The sequence below is a fragment of the Streptomyces chiangmaiensis genome (genome assembly GCF_036281785.1).
In the GTDB taxonomy this organism is placed as follows: Bacteria; Actinomycetota; Actinomycetes; order Streptomycetales; family Streptomycetaceae; genus Streptomyces; species Streptomyces chiangmaiensis.
In genome coordinates this window covers 1-3536 of sequence record NZ_JAYWVC010000416.1, presented here as the reverse complement: position 1 = coordinate 3536, position 3536 = coordinate 1, and the positions used below count along the sequence as shown (strand labels likewise).

3 protein-coding genes and 2 pseudogenes are annotated in these 3536 nt (G+C 69.5%); 2 read left to right on the top strand and 3 right to left on the bottom strand.

Annotation, left to right across the window (positions count from 1 at the left end; all coding sequences use genetic code 11):
• Nucleotides 1-262: helix-turn-helix domain-containing protein (locus tag VXC91_RS43535; RefSeq protein WP_329512881.1), on the top strand; the 262-nt coding region annotated here is incomplete at its 5' end.
• Nucleotides 263-465: 203 nt separating this feature from the next.
• Here VXC91_RS43535 and VXC91_RS43530 read toward each other — a convergent pair.
• Both VXC91_RS43530 and VXC91_RS43525 read right to left on the bottom strand, forming a co-directional pair.
• A pseudogene (locus tag VXC91_RS43530) lies at nt 466-567 on the bottom strand (Lrp/AsnC family transcriptional regulator); the annotation flags it as partial.
• A gap of 18 nt (nt 568-585) precedes the next feature.
• Nucleotides 586-1563, bottom strand: a complete 978-nt coding sequence (locus VXC91_RS43525; protein WP_329512880.1) for a winged helix-turn-helix domain-containing protein — start codon at nt 1561-1563, stop codon at nt 586-588.
• Between the two features lie 89 nt (nt 1564-1652).
• Between VXC91_RS43525 and VXC91_RS43520 the strand changes: the two genes are divergently transcribed.
• Nucleotides 1653-2969 (top strand): MFS transporter, encoded by a 1317-nt coding sequence (locus VXC91_RS43520; RefSeq protein WP_329512879.1) that lies wholly within the window; start codon nt 1653-1655, stop codon nt 2967-2969.
• A gap of 86 nt (nt 2970-3055) precedes the next feature.
• Here VXC91_RS43520 and VXC91_RS43515 read toward each other — a convergent pair.
• Nucleotides 3056-3394 (bottom strand): annotated as a pseudogene (locus VXC91_RS43515) (Tn3 family transposase); the annotation flags it as partial.
• Between the last annotated feature and the right edge of the window lie 142 nt (nt 3395-3536).

The following is a 3536-nucleotide window of genomic DNA, read 5'->3' as shown; positions in this document are numbered from 1 at the left end:
CCGGGTCTCCTTCGGGGATCTCGCTAACTACCTCGCAGAGGCCCTTGACGAGTGGTCCCAAGAAGTCCGGGACGCCCATATGCAACAGGGACTGACGCAGCTCCGGCTCGCCGAGAAGCTGGGCATCAATCAGGCAACGCTTTCCCGGCGGTTGAGCGGTCGGCGCGTGGTTTCAATGGGCATGGCACTGACCGTGGACCAGTGGACGCAAAACGTCATCCCATGCGGCTTCAGCCCGACGAGCCTTCCGACAAGGCTCTGATCAGTCGGCTAACACAGTTGGCCGACCGGGCAGTGGCTGCGCGTGAGCAGCTTGAGAAGCGGGGTGGCGGGTCGTGGAGGCTACAAACCGCGGAACACCTCAAGACCACTTGATGCATTGCGGGAAGCACCCAAGTCTGCACCCTTCAAGTGTCGGCAAACGATCGTTTGTCGACAGAGAGGGCGGCCGGAGCGAGGGGGCGGCTATTCGGGCAGCGGTCTGTCCTGGACGACGTTCTTCATGACCAGGGTGGAAGTCAGGCGTTGGACGCCGGGGAGTCGGACGAGCTGCTGGTCGTAGAGCTGCTCTGCCGATCTGAGCCCTCAGCCCGAACCGGCGACCAGCGCCTCGCCGAGCGGGGTGCGCCGGTAGAGCACCGACCGTCCGGACCGGGCGCGGACGAGCAGTCCCGCGCCTCGCAGGATGGCGAGGTGGTCTCCTACCGCGCCGGGTGCCATGGCGAGGCTTCGGGCGAGGTGGCTGGTACTGGCCGGGGCGTCCAGCGCCAACAGCAGCCGGGCTCGGGCCCGGCCGACCAGTGCGGTCAGCGTGTCCGGTTGGGGGACAGTTTCCTGTTCGCCCCACAGGGCGGCGGTGCCGCGGGCGCGATAGACCAAGGTCCTGGGCCAGGGGTCTTCCAGGTGGGCGGCGATATGCCCGACGAAGACCGATGGGATCAGCAGCAGCCCGTCGCCGGTGAGGCGGACTGTTCCGCCTCGGAAGAAGTTGATCTCGATACCGCCTGCGTGCCAGGCGATGCCCCGGTGCAGGCTCTCGATGGTCGTGGCCCATCCGTGTTCGCCGATCACACCCACCCGGTGCACGACATCGCGCTCACAGATCGCGCGCAGTTGCGGCCAGTCCGCGGCGAGCAGCTCGTGCCATGCCTGGTCCATCGCCTCGGCGATCCTGGAGACGGCGTCCGGCGAATCCAGCACCGCGCGTACGCGGGGATCGCGGGCGGACGGGCCGGTCGCGGTGGTGGCGAATTCGTGGCGGGCCGCTTCCAGCGGTGTGGCCCTGATCATGGCCAGGTCGTCCGCCCAGGTCTGGTTGAGACCGCGCGGGGGCGGGGCGACGAAGTTCGGTCCGCCGTGCGGGGCCTGCAGAGCGAGGGCGGCGTCCAGTTCGGTCTCGCGGCGTAGCCGTTCAAAGGCCGGCAGGAGCCGGGCGGCCCAAGCTCGCGGCAGCGGCTGGCCCTGGCCGATGAGCGAGCGCAGCAGCAAGCAGAGGTCCAGCGCGGGCGACAGCGCGAAGCGGCTGCGCAGCAGGTCCTCGACGGAGACTTCGAAGCGCAGCACCCGGTCATGCTAACGCCGGACTTCTGTTCCGATTCGTCCAGCGACGAATCATTGGTGAGTGGCGTGGGCGCACGGCGAGGCTGCGCGTCATGACCCCAACCGCCGAGCCCGCGCAGGGCAACCACCGTGCCACCTACCGGGAGGTGCTGGCCGAGCCGCGATTCCGGCTGCTCTTCTCGACCCGCGCCGTCGCGATCACTGCGGACGCGCTGCGGATCACCACGTTCTCGGTGCTGGTCTTCTCGGCCACCGGCTCCGCGCTGCTGAGCGCACTGGCCTTCGGCATCGGCTTCCTCCCGCAGCTGTTCGGTTCGCTGCTGCTGGGCTCACTGGCCGACCGACTGCCACCCCGCGCGCTCATCACCGGCGGCTACGCCTTGACGTGCGCCGCCGCCCTGCTGCTCGCCCTGGTGCGGATGCCGACCGTGGCAAGCCTTGGTGTCGTGGCGCTGGTCGCCCTCGCCACACCGGTGTTTCACGGCGCGTCGAGTCGGCTGGTCGCGCAGTCGTTGCAGGGCGACGCCTACGTACTGGGCCGTTCGCTGAACAACATCGCTGCCTCCGGCGCGCAACTGCTCGGTCTGGCGCTTGGAGGTGCGGTCGTCGCGGCACTCGGCCCGCGCCGGGCGCTCGCGGTCAGCGCCGCCCTCTACCTCGGCTGCGCACTCGCCATCCGCATCCGGCTACCCCGACTGCAGCCGGGACAGCTCGACGGCACACCCGACAGCGCCCGGGGCGACGCCGGCACCGTCCGGGCAAGCCTGCACGGCGCCGGCCTGCTGCTGCGCAAACACACGGTGCGACGACTGATGCTGGCCCAATGGCTGCCGCCCGCGTTCGTGGCGGGCGCGGAAGGCCTGATCGTCGCCTACGCCGGAGGACGCCACTTCGCGCCCGGCTGGTACGCGGTGCTGATGGGCTGTCTGCCGCTCGGCATGCTGGTCGGTGACCTGCTGGTGGGCCGACTCCTACGGCCACTCACCCGGGAGCGACTGGTAGTCCCGTTGATCGCGCTGATGGGAATGCCGCTGGTCGGCTTCGCTGCCGAGCCCGGAGTGGGCGTCTCATCCTGTCTTCTCCTGCTCTGCGGCTTCGGATTCGCCTACGGTCTCGGCCTGCAACGGCCGTTCCTGGACGCCCTACCGCCAGATGGCCAAGGCCAGGCCTTCGGCCTGGTCGGCTCCGGCAGCATGACGCTACAGGGCATCGGGCCGGCCTGCTTCGGCGCGGCGGCCGCAGGCACCGGAACAGGCGGCGCCATCGCCCTGGCAGGCGGCGCGGCGGCGCTTACCGCCGGCTGGATCCTCACCTGGCACCCGCCCACCTCCCCGGCCCCCGTCCCGAACCACTCCATGGGATCAGAGAACAGCACCGAACAGCATGCGTGTAGTCCTCCTGCGCAGTAACCGTCGCAGGTCGGGTCGGCCGCGTGCCGTCCCAGCGTCCGATCTGTTCAGCGGGCATGACCGGTGTCCTTCGCTCGTGGAGAGGTTCACGCGGCGGTGTCGTAGCCGGCCGCGGCGGGTTCCTCGCCGCGCAGCGGCGTGAAGTCGATGTCCAGGCGGGGGTCGTAGGCGTCCGGTTCGTCGCCGAGTTCGTGGGTGGAGTATTCGCCGAAGCGGCGGATGTGCTCGGTCAGGTACGGCGAGACCTGCGCCAGGTCCTCCGGATCGATCTCCATCCCCTCGGCCTGCAGCTGGCGCACGATCTCGGCGATGTCGAGCGCGTTATGGAAGATCACCGCGTTGGACAGCAGCGCGTTGAACTTCGCGGTCTTCTCCTGCTCGACAGGGTCGTTGTCGGCGATCACGCCGCCGTTGCCGAAGCCGACCCACGCCGAGAACCGAGTGGGGGGACAGTCACCAAGTCGGCGGCAGCGACAAACCGGGCGGCAGCGGTGTTCCCGGCGGCATCAGACCGATTGGCGCTTCACCGGTCGCGCCAGAGAGGTCGACCGTTCCGCCGGTGAACGA

Excerpts from the sequence above, each read along its gene's own strand:
- VXC91_RS43520 (WP_329512879.1), top strand. The coding sequence starts at position 1,653 with ATGACCCCAACCGCCGAGCCCGCGCAGGGCAACCACCGTGCCACCTAC.